Source organism: Glycomyces niveus (assembly GCF_017592475.1).
In the GTDB taxonomy this organism is placed as follows: Bacteria; Actinomycetota; Actinomycetes; order Mycobacteriales; family Micromonosporaceae; genus Glycomyces; species Glycomyces niveus.
Map to the genome: position 1 here is coordinate 212,343 of NZ_JAGFNP010000003.1, position 15,360 is coordinate 227,702.

General features: G+C 68.5%; 17 protein-coding genes. 2 read left to right on the forward strand and 15 right to left on the reverse strand.

Going from position 1 to position 15,360, the window contains the following annotated elements; translation table 11 throughout:
• The first annotated feature begins 190 nt into the window (after positions 1–190).
• Positions 191–1,210 carry a sulfotransferase gene (locus tag J5V16_RS06715; protein ID WP_307792890.1) on the forward strand — a complete coding sequence of 340 codons (1,020 nt, stop codon included), beginning with the start codon at positions 191–193 and terminating at the stop codon, positions 1,208–1,210.
• On the forward strand, positions 1,203–2,108 hold the full coding sequence (locus J5V16_RS06720) for a glycosyltransferase family 2 protein (protein ID WP_208495312.1): 906 nt from the start codon (positions 1,203–1,205) through the stop codon (positions 2,106–2,108). The genes J5V16_RS06715 and J5V16_RS06720 overlap by 8 nt, the downstream gene beginning before the upstream one ends.
• A gap of 110 nt (positions 2,109–2,218) precedes the next feature.
• Here the strand turns inward: J5V16_RS06720 and atpD are convergent, their stop codons facing one another.
• From atpD to rho, 15 genes are all read right to left on the reverse strand, one after another.
• Complete coding sequence (gene atpD, locus J5V16_RS06725; RefSeq protein ID WP_208495313.1) at positions 2,219–3,646, reverse strand: F0F1 ATP synthase subunit beta; 1,428 nt, start codon at positions 3,644–3,646, stop codon at positions 2,219–2,221.
• 2 nt (positions 3,647–3,648) lie between these two features.
• Positions 3,649–4,587 carry a F0F1 ATP synthase subunit gamma gene (locus J5V16_RS06730; RefSeq protein ID WP_208495314.1) on the reverse strand — a complete coding sequence of 313 codons (939 nt, stop codon included), beginning with the start codon at positions 4,585–4,587 and terminating at the stop codon, positions 3,649–3,651.
• A gap of 2 nt (positions 4,588–4,589) precedes the next feature.
• Positions 4,590–6,224, reverse strand: a complete 1,635-nt coding sequence (gene atpA, locus J5V16_RS06735; protein ID WP_208495315.1) for a F0F1 ATP synthase subunit alpha — start codon at positions 6,222–6,224, stop codon at positions 4,590–4,592.
• Positions 6,225–6,258: 34 nt separating this feature from the next.
• Positions 6,259–7,083 (reverse strand): F0F1 ATP synthase subunit delta, encoded by an 825-nt coding sequence (locus J5V16_RS06740; RefSeq protein WP_408612390.1) that lies wholly within the window; start codon positions 7,081–7,083, stop codon positions 6,259–6,261.
• Positions 7,080–7,622, reverse strand: a complete 543-nt coding sequence (locus tag J5V16_RS06745; RefSeq protein WP_208495317.1) for a F0F1 ATP synthase subunit B — start codon at positions 7,620–7,622, stop codon at positions 7,080–7,082. Before J5V16_RS06745 ends, J5V16_RS06740 begins: the two co-directional genes overlap by 4 nt.
• A gap of 21 nt (positions 7,623–7,643) precedes the next feature.
• On the reverse strand, positions 7,644–7,850 hold the full coding sequence (locus J5V16_RS06750; protein WP_208495318.1) for an ATP synthase subunit c family protein: 207 nt from the start codon (positions 7,848–7,850) through the stop codon (positions 7,644–7,646).
• 101 nt (positions 7,851–7,951) lie between these two features.
• Positions 7,952–8,764, reverse strand: a complete 813-nt coding sequence (gene atpB / locus J5V16_RS06755) for a F0F1 ATP synthase subunit A (RefSeq protein ID WP_208495319.1) — start codon at positions 8,762–8,764, stop codon at positions 7,952–7,954.
• A gap of 33 nt (positions 8,765–8,797) precedes the next feature.
• Complete coding sequence (locus tag J5V16_RS06760) at positions 8,798–9,016, reverse strand: AtpZ/AtpI family protein (RefSeq protein WP_208495320.1); 219 nt, start codon at positions 9,014–9,016, stop codon at positions 8,798–8,800.
• Between the two features lie 127 nt (positions 9,017–9,143).
• Positions 9,144–9,545 carry a hypothetical protein gene (locus tag J5V16_RS06765; RefSeq protein ID WP_208495321.1) on the reverse strand — a complete coding sequence of 134 codons (402 nt, stop codon included), beginning with the start codon at positions 9,543–9,545 and terminating at the stop codon, positions 9,144–9,146.
• Positions 9,545–10,093, reverse strand: coding sequence for an arsenate reductase/protein-tyrosine-phosphatase family protein (locus tag J5V16_RS06770; RefSeq protein WP_307792891.1), 549 nt, complete (start codon positions 10,091–10,093; stop codon positions 9,545–9,547). Before J5V16_RS06770 ends, J5V16_RS06765 begins: the two co-directional genes overlap by 1 nt.
• Entirely contained in the window at positions 10,090–10,839 is a 750-nt protein-coding gene (locus J5V16_RS06775; RefSeq protein WP_208495322.1) for an L-threonylcarbamoyladenylate synthase, read from the reverse strand. Before J5V16_RS06775 ends, J5V16_RS06770 begins: the two co-directional genes overlap by 4 nt.
• On the reverse strand, positions 10,836–11,672 hold the full coding sequence (prmC, locus tag J5V16_RS06780; protein ID WP_208495323.1) for a peptide chain release factor N(5)-glutamine methyltransferase: 837 nt from the start codon (positions 11,670–11,672) through the stop codon (positions 10,836–10,838). The genes J5V16_RS06775 and prmC overlap by 4 nt, the downstream gene beginning before the upstream one ends.
• Entirely contained in the window at positions 11,669–12,754 is a 1,086-nt protein-coding gene (gene prfA / locus J5V16_RS06785; RefSeq protein WP_208495324.1) for a peptide chain release factor 1, read from the reverse strand. The genes prmC and prfA overlap by 4 nt, the downstream gene beginning before the upstream one ends.
• A gap of 92 nt (positions 12,755–12,846) precedes the next feature.
• Positions 12,847–13,080 carry a 50S ribosomal protein L31 gene (rpmE, locus tag J5V16_RS06790; RefSeq protein WP_208495325.1) on the reverse strand — a complete coding sequence of 78 codons (234 nt, stop codon included), beginning with the start codon at positions 13,078–13,080 and terminating at the stop codon, positions 12,847–12,849.
• A gap of 165 nt (positions 13,081–13,245) precedes the next feature.
• Entirely contained in the window at positions 13,246–15,171 is a 1,926-nt protein-coding gene (rho, locus tag J5V16_RS06795; RefSeq protein WP_408612391.1) for a transcription termination factor Rho, read from the reverse strand.
• Positions 15,172–15,360 lie beyond the last annotated feature (189 nt).

Consider the following 15,360-nt stretch of genomic DNA (forward strand, 5'->3'; position numbering starts at 1 on the left):
GGGCCCAAACGCTCCATGCGATCAGACGTTAGAGGTCCGCGTGCGATTTTCCGGGAATTTTGGCGACAGGGCGTGTCCCCCACCCCACCCCCCGTCGTTATACGAATCATCAAGGGGCGTCCGCAGGTTTCGAGCCCGGCTCGGATCGCGGCCCCGGAAGCAGCGAAGCACCAGGGTGAGCGAGGGATCAGTGAGCGTGAAGATCGCCGACACGGCCGAGCGGTCCGAGAACCGCGTCAAAGTGGTCTTCATCGGAGGTCTCGGTCGCAGCGGCACGACGCTCCTCGAACGCCTGCTCGGTCAGCTCCCCGGCGTCGTCCCCCTCGGCGAGATCACCCACCTGTGGGAACGGGACCTCGTCGGCAACGAGATGTGCGCCTGCGGGGCCACCTTCTCCCACTGCGAGTTCTGGCAGCGGATCGGCGAGCGGGCCTTCGGGTCCTGGGAGCGCGTCGACGTCGAGCGGCTCAACGCTCTCAAGGCCACAGTGGACCGCACCCGGCACATCCCCGCGCTCGCGGCCAAGCGCCTCGCGCCCGCGCAGCACCAGCTCGTCACCGAGTACGCCGAGTACTTCGAGAAGATCTACACCGCCGCCGCGAAGGACACGCGCGCGCAGGTCGTCGTCGACTCCTCCAAGCACGCCTCGCTCGCGTACTGCCTGCGCTGGTCCCCCAAGATCGACCTGCGGGTGCTGCACGTCGTGCGCGACTCGCGGGGCGTCGCCTACTCGTGGACCAAGAAGGTCGCCCGCCCCGAGTCGCCCACGGGCGACCAGATGACCCGCTACTCCCCCGCGAAGGCCGCGATGCTGTGGAACGCGCAGAACGCCGCGTTCAGCCTCCTGGCCCGCCGCGGCGTGCCGGTGCGCCGGGTCCGGTACGAGCGGATCATCCAGCGCCCGCGCAAAGTGATCGCGTCCCTGGGCCGGTTCTGCGGTTTGGACCTGACCGAATCGGACTACAACTTCATCGGGGACGGCTGGGCCGACCTCGGCCCCAGCCACTCGGCGGCCGGCAACCCGATGCGGTTCACCGTGGGCCGCATCCCGATCTACCCCGACGAGGCCTGGACCGCGGACCTGCCCGAGAGCACCCGGCGCATGGTCTCCACCCTCACCCGGCCCCTCCTGGGCCGCTACGGCTACCTCGACGAAGAGGAGACCCCTGTGGACGAACCCGTTCTGGAAGAGGTGACCGCCCGTGACTGACTGGCCGTCGGTGGGCATCGTGATCCCCACGCACAACCGCCCGCAGCAGGTGCGCGCGGCGCTGCGCTCGGTGCTGACCCAGTTCTACCCCGGCGCGCTCGAAGTGATCGTCGTCTTCGACCGCGCCAAAGTGGACGAAGACCTCGCGGCGGACGGCAAGCGGCCCGTGCGCGTGGTCAAGAACGACCGCACGCCCGGCCTCGCCGGCGCCCGCAACACCGGGATCACCGCGCTGGACACCGATCTCGTGGCGTTCCTCGACGACGACGACGAATGGCTCCCCGGCAAGCTCGCCGCCCAAGTGACCGCGCTCGGCACCGAGGCCGAGCTGTGCACCACCGCGATCGAGGTCGACTACCGCGGCCGCCGCAACTCCCGGCTCGCGCAGAAGACCATGGTGCGCCACGTCGACCTGCTCCGCTCGCGCATGATGATGCTGCACTCGTCCACGTTCCTGTTCCGCCGCTCCGCGCTCCTGGGCGGACTCGGCCTCGTCGCCGAGGACGCGCCCGGCAGCCAGAACGAGGACTGGGACATGCTCCTGCGGGCGTCCCGGCGCCGCCCCATCGCGCACGTCGACGTCCCGTACGCCCTCGTCAACTGGGCCGGCTCGCACTTCGAGACCCGCTGGGACACCAAGATCTCCTCGCTGCGGTGGATACTCGACCGCCACCCCGAGATCCACGGCAGCCCCGAGGGCGCCGCCCGCGTCTACGGCCAGATCGCCTGCTGGCACGCCGCCACCGGCGACCGCAAAGAGGCCCTGCGCTGGGCCATGCGGGCCACCAAGGCCAACCCCGGCGAGCCCCGCGCCGCCGTCGCCGCCGCGGCAGCGGCGGGCATCGTCGGCGTCCCCGCAGTGATGGCCGCCCTCCACCGCCGCGGCCGCGGCATCTAGACCACCGCAGCAGCGGCTTTCGGAAACCCGGCGTATTTGGCGATCCGCCGGTGAGAAAGCGGCCCCGGAACCGAGGTTCCGGGGCCGCTTTCGATAAGCGTCGCAAGAGGTTAGCCCTTCTTGCGCAGCTCCTCTTCGTTCTTGTGCAGGTCGTCGAGGCCACCGCACATGAAGAACGCCTGCTCGGGGAAGTGGTCGTACTCGCCCTCAGCGATCTTCTTGAAGGCCTCGACGGTCTCCTTGACGGGGACGAACGAGCCCTCGACGCCGGTGAACTGCTTCGCCGCGAACGTGTTCTGCGACAGGAAGCGCTCGATGCGGCGCGCGCGGCCCACGACGAGCTTGTCCTCTTCCGAGAGCTCGTCCATGCCGAGGATGGCGATGATGTCCTGCAGCTCGTTGTACTTCTGCAGGATCTGCTTCACCGTCGACGCCACCGCGTAGTGCTCCGCACCGACGACCTCGGGCTCCAGAATGCGGGAGTTCGAGGCGAGCGGGTCGATCGCCGGGTAGATGCCCTTGTCGGAGATCTTCCGCTCGAGGTTCGTCGTCGCGTCCAGGTGGGTGAACGCGGTGAACGGCGCCGGGTCGGTGTAGTCGTCCGCGGGGACGTACACGGCCTGCATCGAGGTGATGGCCTTGCCGCGCAGCGAGGTGATGCGCTCCTGGAGCTCACCCATCTCGTCCGCCAGGGTCGGCTGGTAACCCACGGCCGAGGGCATGCGGCCCAGCAGCGCGGAAGTCTCCGAACCGGCCTGCGTGAACCGGAAGATGTTGTCGATGAAGAGCAGCACCTCCTGGTTCTTGACGTCGCGGAAGTACTCGGCCATCGTCAGGGCCGACAGGGCGACGCGGAGGCGCACCCCCGGCGGCTCGTCCATCTGGCCGTAGACCAGCGAGGTCTTCGGGAGGACGCCGGCCTCGGCCATTTCGGCGATGAGGTCGTTGCCCTCACGGGTGCGCTCGCCGACACCGGCGAACACCGACGAACCGCCGAAGTTCTGGGCGACGCGGATGATCATCTCCTGGATGAGCACCGTCTTGCCCACGCCGGCGCCGCCGAACAGGCCGATCTTGCCGCCCTTGACGTACGGCGCGAGCAGGTCGATGGCCTTGATGCCGGTCTCCAGCATCTCGGTCTTCGGCTCCAGCTGCGCGAACGCCGGGGCGTGGCGGTGGATCTCCCAGTAGTCGTCGGCTTCGAGCTCCTGGCCCTCTTCGAGGTTCAGGCACTCACCGAGGACGTTGAACACCTTGCCCTTGATGCCGTCGCCGACCGGGACCTTGATCTGCGCACCGGTGTCGCGCACCTCGGACCCGCGGACCATGCCGTCGGTCGGGGCCATGCAGATGCCGCGGACCTGGTTGTCACCCAGGTGCTGGGCCACCTCCAGGGTCACGGTCTTCTTCTGGTCCCCGTACTCGATGTCCACATGCAGTGCATTGAAGATCGCCGGGATGGCGTTGCGAGGGAACTCGACGTCGACGACCGGCCCGATGACCCGTACGACGCGCCCCACTCCTTGAGTGTCAGTCATCGTTACTCTCTTCCTGCGGCGGAAAGGGCCGAGGCCCCGCCCACGATTTCGCTGATCTCCTGCGTGATCGCCGCCTGCCGCGCCGCGTTCGCGCTCCGCCGCAGGGTCTTGATCAATTCATCGGCATTGTCGGAAGCCGCCTTCATGGCCCGACGCTTCGACGCCAACTCGCTCGCGGCGGCGTCGATCAATGCCGCGTAGATGCGAGTCGTCAAGTACTTCGGCAGCAGCGCGTCGAGCAGCGCCTCCGGGTTCGGCTCGAACTCGTAGTCCGGAAGGAGCACGTGCTCTTCGAGCTCGGACTCCTCCACCTCTTCGACCTCGAGGGGAGCCAATTGCCGCGGTTCAGGGGTCTGCGTCAGCAGCGAGACGAACTTGGTGTGGACGATGTGCAGTTCGTCGACTCCAAGGATACCGTCCGCTCCGGCGTCGTCACCAACGTCGTCGGCGCCGGACATGAACGCCGCGAGCAGCGTCCGGGTGATCTCCTGCGCGTCCGAGACCTTCGGCAGCTGGGAGAACCCGGTCCACGAGTGGGCGATCGCCCGGGAGCGGAACCGGTAGTAGTCGACGCCCTTGCGGCCGGCGACGTACAGGACCGGCCGCTTGCCCTCCTCGGCGAGCCGGGAGACCAGCTGCTCGGCCGTGCGGATGACGTTCGCGTTGTACGCGCCGCACATCCCCTTGTCGGCCGTGACCACCAGGACGCCCGCCCGGCGCACCTGCGGCCGCGGTTGCAGCAGCGGGTGGTTGATCGACGCGTTGCTCGCGAGCGAGGTCATCACGCCGGTCATGGCCCGGGCGTACGGCAGCGAAGCCGCCACCCGGTCCTGCGCCTTGGCGATGCGGCTGGTCGCGACCAGCTCCTGCGCCTTGGTGATCTTCTTGATGGACTGGGTCGACTTCAGCCGCTTGCGCAAAGTACGAAGCTGCGCTGACATGGCTAACCCTTCTTGACGCGCTTGACGGTCTCGACGTCGACGTCGCCCTCAAGGGCGTCCTCGGCGGCGTCGGTCACGTGAAGGTCGTCGGCGGTGGCCTTGAACATCTGCTTGAACTTGGCGATCGCGCGCTTGAGGGTGTCCTCGATCTCGCCGGTGACCTTGTCCTTGCCGACGGTGAGCTGCGCGACGACGTCCTTGTGGTTGGCGCGCATGTAGGTGAGGAACTCGACCTCGAAGCGGCGGATCTCGCCGACGGGGATGTCGTCGAGCGCACCCGAGGTGCCCGCCCAGATCGAGATCGTCTCCTCGCCCATCGGGAACGGCTCGGCCACACCCTGCTTGAGGAGCTCGACCAGGCGCAGACCGCGGTCGAGCTGGGCCCGCGACGCGGCGTCCAGGTCGGACGCGAAGGCCGCGAAGGCCTCCAGGTCGCGGTACTGGGCCAGGTCCAGACGCAGCGAACCGGCGACCGAGCGCATGCCCTTGGTCTGCGCGGCGCCACCGACACGGGAGACGGACGTACCGACGTTGATCGCCGGACGCACACCCGAGTTGAACAGGCCCTCTTCGAGGAAGACCTGGCCGTCGGTGATCGAGATGACGTTGGTCGGGATGAACTGCGAGATGTCGCCGGCCTTGGTCTCGATGATCGGCAGACCGGTCATCGAACCGCCGCCCAGCTCGTCCGAGAGCTTCGCGCAGCGCTCGAGGAGACGGGAGTGCAGGTAGAAGACGTCACCGGGGAAGGCCTCGCGGCCCGGGGGACGACGCAGCAGCAGCGACACGGTGCGGTACGCCTCGGCCTGCTTCGACAGGTCGTCGAAGACGATGAGGACGTGCTTGCCGCCGTACATCCAGTGCTGGCCGATGGCCGAACCGGTGTAGGGCGCCAGGTACTTCAGGCCCGCGGGCTCGTCGGCGTTGGCCGCCACGATGGTGGTGTACTCCATCGCGCCGTGCTCTTCGAGCATGCCCTTGATGCCGGCGACGGTGGAGCCCTTCTGGCCGACCGCGACGTAGATGCAGCGGAGCTGCTTGTTCGGGTCGCCGGACTCCCAGTTCGCGCGCTGGTTGATGATCGTGTCGATCGCGACCTGCGTCTTGCCGGTCTTGCGGTCGCCGATGATCAGCTGGCGCTGGCCGCGGCCGATGGGGGTCATCGAGTCGATGGCCTTGATACCGGTCTCGACCGGCTCGAACACCGACTGGCGGTTGATGACGTTGGGGGCCTGGGCCTCGAGCTCGCGCTCGCCCTCGGCCTCGATCGGCCCCAGGTCGTCGATGGGGTTGCCCAGGGCGTCGACGACGCGGCCCAGGAACTTGTCGCCGACCGGGACCGAGAGCACCTTGCCGGTGCGCTTGACGGACTGGCCCTCGCCGACCTTGGTCGGGTCGCCCAGGAGGACGGCGCCGATCTCGCGGACGTCGAGGTTCAGGGCCAGGCCCATCACGCCGCCCTCGAACTCCAGGAGCTCGTTGGCCATGACGGAGGGCAGGCCCTCGACGACGGCGATGCCGTCGCCGGCGGAGGTGACGGTACCGACCTCTTCGCGGGTGATCTCCGGCCGGTACGACGAGACGTAGGCGTCGAGCGCGCTACGGATCTCGTCAGAGGAGATGGTCAATTCAGCCATCTGAACGTTTCCCTTTCTGTAATTACCGGCTGGATCAGCGTCCGGCCAAGGCTTGGCGGGCTTCGTCGAGGCGGCGTGAGACGGTGCCGTCCCACAGCTCCGAGCCGACTTGCACTCGGATGCCCCCGACGATCGCGGGGTCGACGGTGACCTTGAGCGCCACGTGGCGCCCGTAGACCAGGCTGAGCTTGGCGGCGAGCTGCCGCTCTCCGGCCTCGTCGAGCGGCTTCGCCACGGTCACGTAGGCCACGGCCTCGTCGCGGGCCGCCGCGGCGGCCTCGACCAGGTGGGCCAGCGAGGCGTGGAAGCTGCGACCGCCGATGCCGTAGGCGGCGGCGGTCGCGAGCTTCACGGTCACCGGCTCGGCCTTGCCGTCGAGCAGGTTCTCGATCAGCGAGGCCCGGCCCTTCGGGTCGGTGCCGGTGGCGCCGAGCGCCGCGCCGAGTTCGGCGTCGCCGTCGACGAGCCGCCCGAAGCGGAACAGCTCGTCCTCGACGTTGGCGAGGCTCCCGTCCTTGGCCGCGGCGAGCAGCAGCGCGCTGACGGCGAGCTGCTCGGTGCCGTCGGCCAGTTCGGACGGGGTGCCCCAGCGGCCGCGCACGAGCGCGGCCACCACGTCAGCGGCGGTCTCGCCCACTTGGCCCGCGATGAGCCCGCGGATCAGGCCCTCCCGGTCGTCCGCCGTGCGGGCGGGGTCGGACAGGGCGCGACGCAGCCGAGGCTGGTCGACGAGGAACCTCGTCACTCCCAGCAGCTGATCGCCGCACTCGGTGAGCTGCTCGGCCGAGGCGCCGGAGGCGGCTGCCTCCAGCACGGCCCGGCCGGCCTCGATGCTTTCGCGTCCAGTCGTCGACATCAGCGCGCTCCGCTCGTCTCGGCCGTGTCGTCGGCGATCTGGGACAGGAACTGGTCCACAGTCGCCGTCGTGTCGGCGTCGCCGGCGAGACGCTGGCCGATGATCTTCCCGGCCAGGTCGACGGCCAGGTTGCCGACCTCGCTGCGCAGCTCGCGGACGAGCTGCTGGCGAGAGGCCTCGATCTGCGCGTGGCCGGCCGCGATGACGCGGTTGGCCTCTTCGCGGGCGGAGACCAGGATCTCCTCCTTGGCCGCCACAGCGTCTTTACGAGCCTCGTCGCGGATCGCGGCGGCCTCTTCCTGCGCGGTGGCGAGCTTGCGGCGGTATTCCTCGAGGGTCCGGTTGGCCTCTTCTTGAGCCCGCTCAGCCCGCTCGATGCCGCCTTCGATCGCGTCCACTCGTGCCTCGAAGGTCTTCTCCATCATGGGGAAGACGAACTTCATGAGCACGAAGCACAGCAGACCGAAGGCGATGGCGCCGACGAGAATCTCTTGCCAGATCGGGAAGAGAATCGCCGTGCCCCCTTCGGCGGCGTGAATCATGTTCGCTCCGTAAGGTGGTGGTTAGGAGTTGATGAACGCGAGGACCAGGCCGAACAGGGCCAGAACCTCGACGAGGGCGAAGCCCATGAACAGCATCGGGCGGGTGATACCGGCCGACTCGGGCTGACGAGCGGTGGCGGTGATCCACGCGGCGAAGATCAGGGCGACACCGATACCGGGGCCGATCGCAGCGAGGCCGTAACCGACGACGTTGAGGCTGCCTTCCATGGCGTTTTTCTCCTAGGTGTCAGCGTGGCGTGTCCGTCACGCGCACGTTGTTCTTCAATTGCGAAATCTGTGTGGTTGAGGGATGGAAGCTCGGGGAGCGTCTAGTGCTCGTCCGCGAGGGATCCCTGGATGTACATGCCCGTCAGCAGGGTGAACACGTAGGCCTGCAGCAGGATGACGATGAGCTCGAAGAAGGTCATCGCGATGCCCATGGCGAACGAGAAGACCGACAGGCCCTGCACGAAGATGTTGCTCGCGTTGAGCATCTCGAAGCCGCCGAGGATGAACACCAGCAGGATCAGGTGGCCGGCGAACATGTTCGCGAAGAGCCGCAGTGCCAGAGTGACCGGTCGCAGGATGATGTTCTGCAGGAACTCGATCGGGATCAGCAGCGGGTAGATGAACCAGGGGGCCCCCGGGGGCACGCAGGTCATCTTGAGGAAGCCGATGAAGCCGTGCTTCTTGAAGCCGACGAACATGTAGATCGCCCAGGAGAGCACGCCGAGCATCAGCGGGAACGCGATGTGCGAGTTCGGGGAGATCTGGATGCCGGGCACGATGGCCCAGAAGTTCATGACGAGGATGAAGAGGAAGAGCGTCGCGAGGTAGGGCGCGAATCGCACGCCTTCCTTCTTGCCCATCTGGTCGATGGCGACGGTGTTCCGGATGAAGCCATAGGCGGATTCGGCGATCCACTGCTTCTTGGTCGGCACGATCTGGGGCTTGCGGTACGCCCACAGGAAGAAGACGATCAAGACCGCTACAGAGGCCCACACCGCGAAGGTGATGGTGGTGAACATGTGAGCGAGGGCGGTGTCGCTGAGCCCGGTGAACCAGTCACGGAAGTCAAAGTTGTGAAGGCCGGGCGGAAAGTGGGAGTCCCCTTCGGCCAGCACGGTGGCTGAGTCGGTCACGCGAGTCACGCCTCTCAGTCAGTGTCGGTCAAGTTACGGCGACATCTGCTTGATCAGCAGGTAGATTCCTGCTGCAGCACCGACAAGCATCCCTACCAGGAGCCCGACTTTGGGCAGTTCGAGCCAAAGGTCGACCAGGTATCCGAGACCACCCCAGAAGATGAGCCCGGACAGCAGATATCCCAGCGCGCGCCAGCCCATGTCCGAACCGTCCGGCTGGGGCTTGCGATCGGGGGGTTCCATGTCGGCCATGTCGAGCTGAACTCTAACAGCTACTACACAGGAACTGCCCAGCGGGTTCGCTGAGATGAGCGCCATCCGTGCAGAGTTGTCAACCTCCAAGAAACACCGCGTGTCGCGTGGAGGCGTCAAGAATTCGTCAAGATCGCGAATCGAGCTCGATATAAGGGATTTTCGCCTTGTAGGCCCAGACGACCTGGGTGGCGAGCCAGGCGACGGCGCCGCCGATCACTCCGTAGGCGAAGGGCAGCAGGGCGTCGGGCACGGCCGTTCTGACGATCGAGAGGATCGTCAGGACCAGTGCTAGTTTGACCGAATAAGTGATCAATGCCATAGGCAGAGTGAGACGCAGGTCAAAGGTCTCGGCCAGTGCGACCGCTGCCGCAGAACCCGCGAATCCCAAGGCGGCCAAGGCTACTCCTGCCGGAGCGGCCCACGCGCCAGTGCCTCCGGCTGTGATCCCGCCGACGACGGCGGCGATGACCGCCGCGATCGCCGCGGCGAGGAGGCACGGCTTCAAGAAGCCTTTGACCTTGCCCATCAGCGCGCTTCCAACGCGGCAGCGACGGGCTTGAGCGCCGCCTCGAGCTGGTCGGCGATCTGCGCGTAGACCTCTTGGCGCATCCCCCACGGGTCGGCGAGGTCGAGCTCCTCGTAGTCGCCGCGCCGGGCGTCGGCCGCGTCGACGAGCGCCTTGCCGCGCACGGCGGTGTCGCCGTCGGGCAGGGTCTCGGCGAGGTCGGCGGCCATCGGGCCGAACGAGCGTACGAGGAAGGTCTTGCCGGAAGCCTCGGGGAACCGCTCGGCGATGTAGTCGAGGTGCCCGGTCGTGGCGACCAGGATGAGGTCAGAGGCCTCGACGTGCTCGCGCAGGAGGTGCCTCGCGCGGTGGCCGTCGGGGTCGAAGCCGCGCGACTCGAGTTCGGTCATCGCGTTGTTCTGCATGTTCTCGCCCTCGTGGTAGGCCGAGATGCCCGCGCCGTGGTTGTACACGTCCTCGCCGGTGAGCCCGGCGAGGATGCGCTCGGACATGGGCGACCGGCAGATGTTGCCGGTGCACACGTGCAGCACGGTGAAGGGCGAAGTCACTCTTGGTCGGCCTTCGCTTCGGCGGGCTCGTCGGCGGCTTCGGCCGGCTCGACCTCGTCCGCTTCGGGCTCGTCGTCCTCGGGTCCCTGGCCGGGGCCGTAGCCGTCGCGGTCGAGGGTCTCGGGCACGATCTTGCGGATCTGCTCGAGGCTCAGCGCGCCCAGGCGCAGGATCTGCGGCGGGTGGGCCACGCAGTCGATGATCGTCGAGGGCTCGTTGTCCTCGCTCGGGCCGGCCTCCAGGTACACGGAGACGTCGGAGCCGAGCTGCGCCTTCGCGTCGGCGGCGGTCTCGGCCGGCGGCTGGCCGGTCTTGTTCGCCGAGGACACGGCCATCGGGCCGGTCTCCTTGAGCAGTTCGAGCGCGAGCGGGTGCAGCGGCATGCGCACCGCGACCGTGCCGTCCGTGTCACCGAGGTCCCAGGTCAGGGACGGGGTGTAGGGCACGACGATGGTCAGCGGGCCGGGCCAGAACGCCTCGATGAGCTCCTTGGCGGAGTCCGGGATGTCGGAGGCGATCCCGTCGAGCGCCCGCTTCGAGCCGATGAGGACCGGCGGCGCCATGTCGCGCCCGCGGCCCTTGGCGGCGAGCAGCGCCTTGACCGCCGTGGGATTGAACGCGTCGCAGCCGATGCCGTAGACGGTGTCGGTGGGGATGACGACGAGCCGGCCGCCGGTCACGGCCCTGGCCGCGGACTTCAACCCGGTCGCGCGGTCCTTGATCTTCCTGCAATTGAACAGCCTCACGGCGACAAGCCTAGCCTTCCCGTCGCGAACCTCGGGCGGCCCGCCAGGTCGTCGTGGTCCTCGGTCTCGGTGAACCCGCTGACACTCAGGATCGCCGGCGCGGCCTTCCCGTGCGTGTCGTCGTGCTCGAAGCCGAACCAGCCCCCGGGCTTGAGCCAGCTCGCGGCGCGCACGGTCAGCGGCTGGATCACGGCCAGGCCCGCTTCGTCGGCGTAGACCGCGCCGGACGGGTCGAAGTCGACCTCGGGCGCGACCTCGATCTCGAACGGGACGTACGGCGGGTTCGCGGTGACGAGGTCCACGGTCCCGTCGAGTTCGGCGAGCGTCCCGGCGGCGGTCGCATCGGCCAGGACCGGGGTCGCGCCGGTGCCGTCGAGGTTCGATTCGAGCCATTCGAAGGCGTCGGGGTCGATCTCGACGGCCCACACGGTCGCGTCGGGCCGCTCGGTCGCGATCGCGTGCGCGACCGCACCGGAACCGGAGCAGGCGTCGATCACGATGCCGCCCTTGGGAAGGTGCGCGAGCGCCCAGTCCACGAGCAGTTCGGTCTCGGGCCGGGGCACGAACACGCCCGGCCCGACCGCGAGTTCGCCGTAGCGGAACGCGGCCGAACCGGTCAGGTGCTGCAGCGGCTCGCGGGTGGTGCGGCGCGCCACGAGCGCTTCGAACGCCGCGAGCTGCAGGTCGGTGGGCGCGTCGGCGATGAGCAGCTGCGCCCGCTTGAGCCCGGAGACATGGGCGGCCAGCAGCTCGGCGTCGTTCCGCGGGGAATGGACGCCGGCCGCTTCGAGCCGCTTCGCCGCCGCGGCGATGGCCTTCGGCCAAGTCGTCATTCGGAGCCGCGGGCCATGCGCTCGGCCCGGTCGGCGGCGGCGAGGGCGTCCAGGACCTCGTCGAGCGCGCCGTCCATGACCTGGTCGAGGTTGTAGGCGGTGAAGCCGACGCGGTGGTCGGTGAGCCGGTTCTGCGGGAAGTTGTAGGTGCGGATGCGCTCGGAGCGGTCCGCGGTGCGCACCTGCGAGAGGCGGGCGGCGCCGGCCGCGGCGGCGGCCTCCTCCTGCTGCTTGGCGAGGAGCCGGGCGCGGAGCACCTTGATCGCGGCTTCCTTGTTCTGCAGCTGGCTCTTCTCGTTCTGGCTGGTCACGACCACGCCCGTGGGCACGTGCGTGAGGCGCACCGCGGAGTCGGTGGTGTTGACCGACTGGCCGCCGGGGCCGGAGGAGCGGTAGACGTCGACCCGCACGTCGTTCATGTTCAGCTCGAAGTCGACCTCTTCGGCCTCGGGCATGACCACGACCGCGGCGGCGGAGGTGTGCACGCGGCCCTGCGACTCGGTCACGGGCACGCGCTGCACGCGGTGCACGCCGCCCTCGAACTTCATGCGCGACCACACGCCGTTGCCGCCCTCGGGCGTGCCCTTGGTGCGCACGGCGATCGAGGAGTCCTTGATGCCGCCGAGGTCGGTGGGCACCATCTCCAGGGTCTCGACGGCCCAGCCCAGGCGCTCGAAGTACCGCAGGTACATGCGCATGAGGTCGCCGGCGAACAGGCCGGACTCCTCGCCGCCCGCGCCCGCCTTGATCTCGATGATCACGTCCTTGGCGTCGTCGGGGTCGCGCGGGACCAGCAGCTCGGCGAGCTTCGACTCGAGCTCGGGGATGCGCTTGCGGATGCTCTCGGCCTCGTCCGCGAAGTCGGAGTCCTCCTTCGCCAGCTCCTCGGCGGTCTCGAGGTCCTCCTTCGCGGTCGCGATGTCCTCGGCGGTCTTCGCGATCGGCGAGAGCTCGGCATAGCGGCGCCCGACCCGCCGCGCCTGGGCCTGGTCGGCGTGCAGGGCGGGGTCGCCCATCTGGACTTCCAGGTCTCGGAATTCGGCGAGGAGCGATTCCAGGCGGTTGTCGGCAGCGGTCGTCATTGCGGTTCCTTAAAGAGAGCAGTGCCAGTGAACATTCAAGTACGAAAAAACGCAGCGCCCGCGTCAAAGGACACGAGCGCTGCGCGGCAAAGCTACTTAGCGGCCTGAGCAGCCTTCTCCTGGGTCTTGGCGTAGCGGGCCTTGAACTTGGCCACGCGACCGCCGGTGTCGAGGATGCGCTGCTTGCCGGTGTAGAACGGGTGGCACTTGTTGCAGGTCGCAGCCTGGATCTTGCCACTGGCGACCGTCGACCGGGTGGTGAACGCGTTCCCGCAGGAGCAGGTCACCTCGGTGACGACGTACTGAGGGTGGATCCCGTCTTTCATGACTTCCCTTTCATTCGGCCGCCGGGTCGGCCGCCGCAGCGGCCGTGAACCGGAACCGGTAAGGCCCCGAAGGGCTCATTGGTCAGGGTGCGCGACCTGCGCACCAGCTCTCCATAGTAAGGCGTGAGGCCGCTCTCAACCAGAGCGGCCTCACGTCCTGCACACTTACTCGCCGGGCGTGTTCTTGACGATCTGCATCAGGAACTCGGCGTTCGTCTGCGTCTTCTTCAACCGGTCGATCAGCAGGTCGATCGCCTGCTGCGGGTCCAGCGAGGACAGGACCCGGCGGAGCTTCAGCATGACCGCCTGCTCCTCGGGGCTCATCATGAGCTCGTCCTTGCGGGTGCTCGACTGGTGGACGTCGATCGCGGGCCACGTGCGCTTCTCGGCGATCTTGCGGTCGAGCTTGAGCTCGGCGTTGCCCGTGCCCTTGAACTCCTCGAAGATCACCGTGTCGCCCATGGAACCGGTCTCGACCAGCGCTGTGCCGATGATGGTCAGCGACCCGCCGTGCTCGATGTTCCGCGCCGCGCCCAGGAAGCGCTTCGGCGGGTAGAGCGCGGTGGAGTCGATGCCACCGGACAGGATGCGACCCGACGCGGGCGACGAGTTGTTGTACGCGCGGCCCAGGCGGGTGATCGAGTCGAGCAGCACGACCACGTCGTGGCCGAGCTCGACCAGGCGCTTGGCGCGCTCGATCGCGAGCTCGGCGACCGTGGTGTGGTCCGACGGCGGGCGGTCGAAGGTCGAGGCGATGACCTCGCCCTTCACCGAACGCTGCATGTCGGTGACCTCTTCGGGCCGCTCGTCCGCGAGGACCACCATGAGGTGGCACTCGGGGTTGTTCGTGGTGATCGCGTTGGCGATCGCCTGCAGCACCATCGTCTTGCCGGCCTTGGGCGGGGAGACGATGAGCGCGCGCTGGCCCTTGCCGATCGGGGCCACCAGGTCGATGACACGGGTGGTGATCGCGTTCGGCTCGGTCTCCAGGCGCAGGCGCTCCTGCGGGTACAGCGGCGTGAGCTTGTAGAACTCGTCGCGCTTCTTCGCGTCGTCGGGGCTCATCCCGTTGACGGTGTCGAGGCGCACCAGCGGGTTGTACTTCTCGCGGCGCTGCTGCTGCTTGCCGCCCTGGCCGTTCGACTCCTCGCTGCCGCCGCGGCTGGGCTTGACGGCGCCGGTGATGGCGTCGCCGCGGCGCAGGCGGTACTTGCGGACCTGCGACATCGAGACGTACACGTCGTCCGGGCCGGCGAGGTAGCCGGTGGTGCGGATGAACGCGTAGTTGTCGAGGATGTCGAGGATGCCCGCGACGGGGACGAGCTGCTCGTCGTTCTGCTGCGGCTGGCGGTCGCGCTGCTCGGCCTCGTCGCGCCCGCCGCGCTGGCGGCGGTCGGAGCGGTCGCGGCGCTTGCGGCGGCGGCTGTCGCCGTCGCCGTCACGGGGGCCGCGGTCGTCGTAGCCGTCGTCTTCGCGGCGCTCGCGGGTCTCGGTGCGGGCCTCGGACTGGTCGGCGCGCTCAGTGCGCTCCTGGCGGTCTTCGCGGCGACCGTTCTCGCGGCCGCCGTCACGGCCGGCTTCGCGGTTGTCGCGCCCGTTCTCGCGGGAGCGGCGGCGGCGCTGCGGGCGGTCCTCTTCGGACTCGATCACGGCGACGTTGGACGACTGGGCTTCGGACTCGACGGCTTCGGTCTGACGCTCTTCGCGGCGGCGCGGCTGCGGCGGGCCGGCCGGGCGGGTCGCCCGGCGGGCGGCGGTGCCGCCCTTGGCCTCTGCACTCTCGGAGCCGCCGCCGGCGGGCGCGGCGTCGACAGTGGTCGACGGGGCCTCGGCGATGGGCGTTTGGTCAGAGTCAGGCACTGGCGGGGCCTCCTTTTCCGCGCTGGCACCGCCGGGCTGCGAGCCCGCATCCTGCCGTTCCTGGATGGCGGCGATCAGCTCGCTCTTGCGCATCCGGCCAACGCCGGTGATGCCGAGCGATTGCGCCATCTGCTGGAGCTCGGGCATCAGCATAGAGGCCAGACCGGTTCCTGCCCGACGGCGCTTCTTGGTCTCCGGAAGCTCTTCCGAAGCCGAAGCCGCATCGCTCATCCGGTCCGACGTCGTGCCGGTGGTGTCGCTCAATGGATTCCTTCCCTGGCGGAACTTCGAACTGGATTCGAGGAGTTTCCGCGTCTTTCAAATAGCCGCAATGCCGATGTTCTGGTCTGCGTCTCGCCATCGCTTCGGCCGCTTTCGGCCATGCTGCGGCCTCGGCGGTTGGAAGACGACGGTTGACAC